This window comes from Streptomyces tailanensis (assembly GCF_008386495.1).
In the GTDB taxonomy this organism is placed as follows: Bacteria; Actinomycetota; Actinomycetes; order Streptomycetales; family Streptomycetaceae; genus Streptomyces; species Streptomyces tailanensis.
In genome coordinates, this window is sequence record NZ_VTHJ01000165.1 from 1 (window position 1) to 2,204 (window position 2,204).

The 2,204-nt window shown below is 70.6% G+C and carries 2 pseudogenes; both read right to left on the reverse strand.

Annotated features, from left to right (window positions below):
* Window positions 1-241, reverse strand: a pseudogene (locus F3T56_RS47310) (hypothetical protein); the annotation flags it as partial.
* A gap of 267 nt (window positions 242-508) precedes the next feature.
* Window positions 509-2,054: pseudogene (locus tag F3T56_RS50445) on the reverse strand (carboxylesterase/lipase family protein).
* Window positions 2,055-2,204 lie beyond the last annotated feature (150 nt).

Below are 2,204 nucleotides of genomic sequence, written 5' to 3' on the forward strand. Positions count from 1 at the left end.
ATCTACCGGATCCGCCACACCGCGCGGGCCGGATCCGCCAGATTGATCGAAACCAGATACGCGCCCTAATAGCTCGGGGACGAGAGTGTCGCGGACGTCGTACCGGCCGGGTCGGCTCGTAGACGGGCAGGTTCGCCGTCATCTCCTTCTCGGCCGCGCGAGCGGCGGCGATGTCGGAGAACGACAGATCGTTGATCAGCGGGACACAGGGGGCCAACTCGGCATCGAAGGCGTAGGACATGGTGCTCTGCTCCCGGAAACGTCCACTCGCGCGATCGTCGGGACGGCAGACAGCACCCCGCGCCATATGTGACACCCAGCGTCAGGGTTCCCGCGGCGTTTCCGTGAAGGCGACCGATCGCATTGGATCCCCAGTGCGTCAGGTTGGCGGGGTGGGCCAGAGGGCGGTGACGTCGTCGGCCGGAGGTTCGGTGGTCATGCGGTCGGCGTCGGCCGGGGAGCCGCCGATGGCCCGGGAGTTGCCCTCGGCCTTCGTGGCATACGGCGGCTAGCCCGGGGAGCCGGTGGCGGCGAAGGCGCCCCAGGCGCCGACGAGGGTGTCGCGGGCGGTGAGGTGTTCGGGGGTGTCGGCGCCGACGAGGGACAGTTTGTCGAAGACGTGGAGCAGGTCGGCGCCGTGGAAGGCGCCCATGGCCGGTCCGCACGGTTCGTCGACGAGGAGGTAGTGGTAGGCGCGGCCTCCCGCCCCTGCCTGGGCCCGGGCCAGACGCGTGGCCGGGATCCGGTAGAGGGCGTCGGTGAGGAAGGCACCGCGCAGGGCTGACAGGTCGTCGGAGTCGGCGATACGGCTCCGGTAGGCGTCGAGGAGCTTCTCCGGCTCCGTGACACCGGCGCGCCGCATCTCGGTGTACAGCGCTGTTTCGCCCTCGGGGCGAAAGGAGTCGCCGCCGATCATCTGGAAGACGCGGACTTCGTCGCGGGTGGCGCCGACGAGCAGGGGGATGTCGGCGGCGCCGCCGTCGGCGACGGCCTGCTGCGGGGCGACGGGCAGCACGCTGCCGTCGAGTACGGCACCCCAGGACCGGCCGCCGGTCAGGTTGCGCTGCCCGATGTCGCCGGTGACGACCGTGCTCTGCGCATCCAGGATCCGCCGGCAGGCGACGGTGAGCAGGTCCTCCGGCCCGTCGAGGCGGAGTGCGGTGATCAGATCCTCGGCCATGGTGGTGGCGGTGGCCCGGTCGAAGATCCGGGACGTACTGCCGCTCTGCAGGATCGCCTTGTGGAAGAGGCCGGCGGCTGCGGGTGCGGCCAGCAGGGCTCCGATGGAGAAGGCACCGGCGGACTGCCCCGCCACGGTGACATTGCCGGGGTCACCGCCGAAGGAGGCGATGTTGTCCCGTACCCAGCGCAGTGCGGCCATCCTGCAGGGCGAGATTGGTCGACCCGGCCCACTGGCTGCCGAGGTCGGCCAGGTGCAGGAAACCGAGTGCTCCCAGGCGGTAGTTGGCGGTGACGACGACCGCGCCGGTCTGCCGGGCGAGAGCGGCCCCGTCGCTGTAGGGGGGTGCGGCGGAGCCGGCCTCGTATCCGCCGCCGTAGATCCAGACGATGACGGGACGGAGGGCGTCCTCGGCCGTCGTCGTGGGCGTCCAGACGTTGAGATACAAACAGTCCTCGGACGTCTCCCGGATCTCCGCCGTAGGGAAGGTGGGGAAGGAGGACTTCTGGCTCGCCCCCGGCACCAGGGAAGACGCGCCCTGCGCGTGCGCCGGTGCGAAGCTGTCGGCCTGGCGGACACCCTGCCACGGCCGGGGCGGCTGGGGCGGGCGGAACCGCAGCTCACCCACCGGGGGTGCGGCGAAGGGGATACCGGCGAAGAGGCGACCCCCGCCCGGGAGTGCGCATCCGCGAACGGTTCCCGTGGTGGTGTCGGTCAGAAGTGCGTTTGCCATGGCCTGAGCCTGTCTTCCCAAGGTGCGGAGGATTCGTTCTTGCTGTCGGCGTGGTGGGCCAGGCCCTGCCCGACGGAAGTCGCGCCCAGCCGGACGAGCATCACCGCTTGAAGGTCTGCTCAAGCGGCGTACCAACGCCATCGACGTGCGGGCGGATCCCGTCGGCTCAGGACACCGGGCATTCGGTGCCGGTGCTCGCGGGGCTGGGCCGACGGCACATGTATGGGACGTCGGCTCAGCCGCATTCCCCACCTGCTGCTGTCTTGGTCAGAGGTTCAGCAGGTGTGCCGC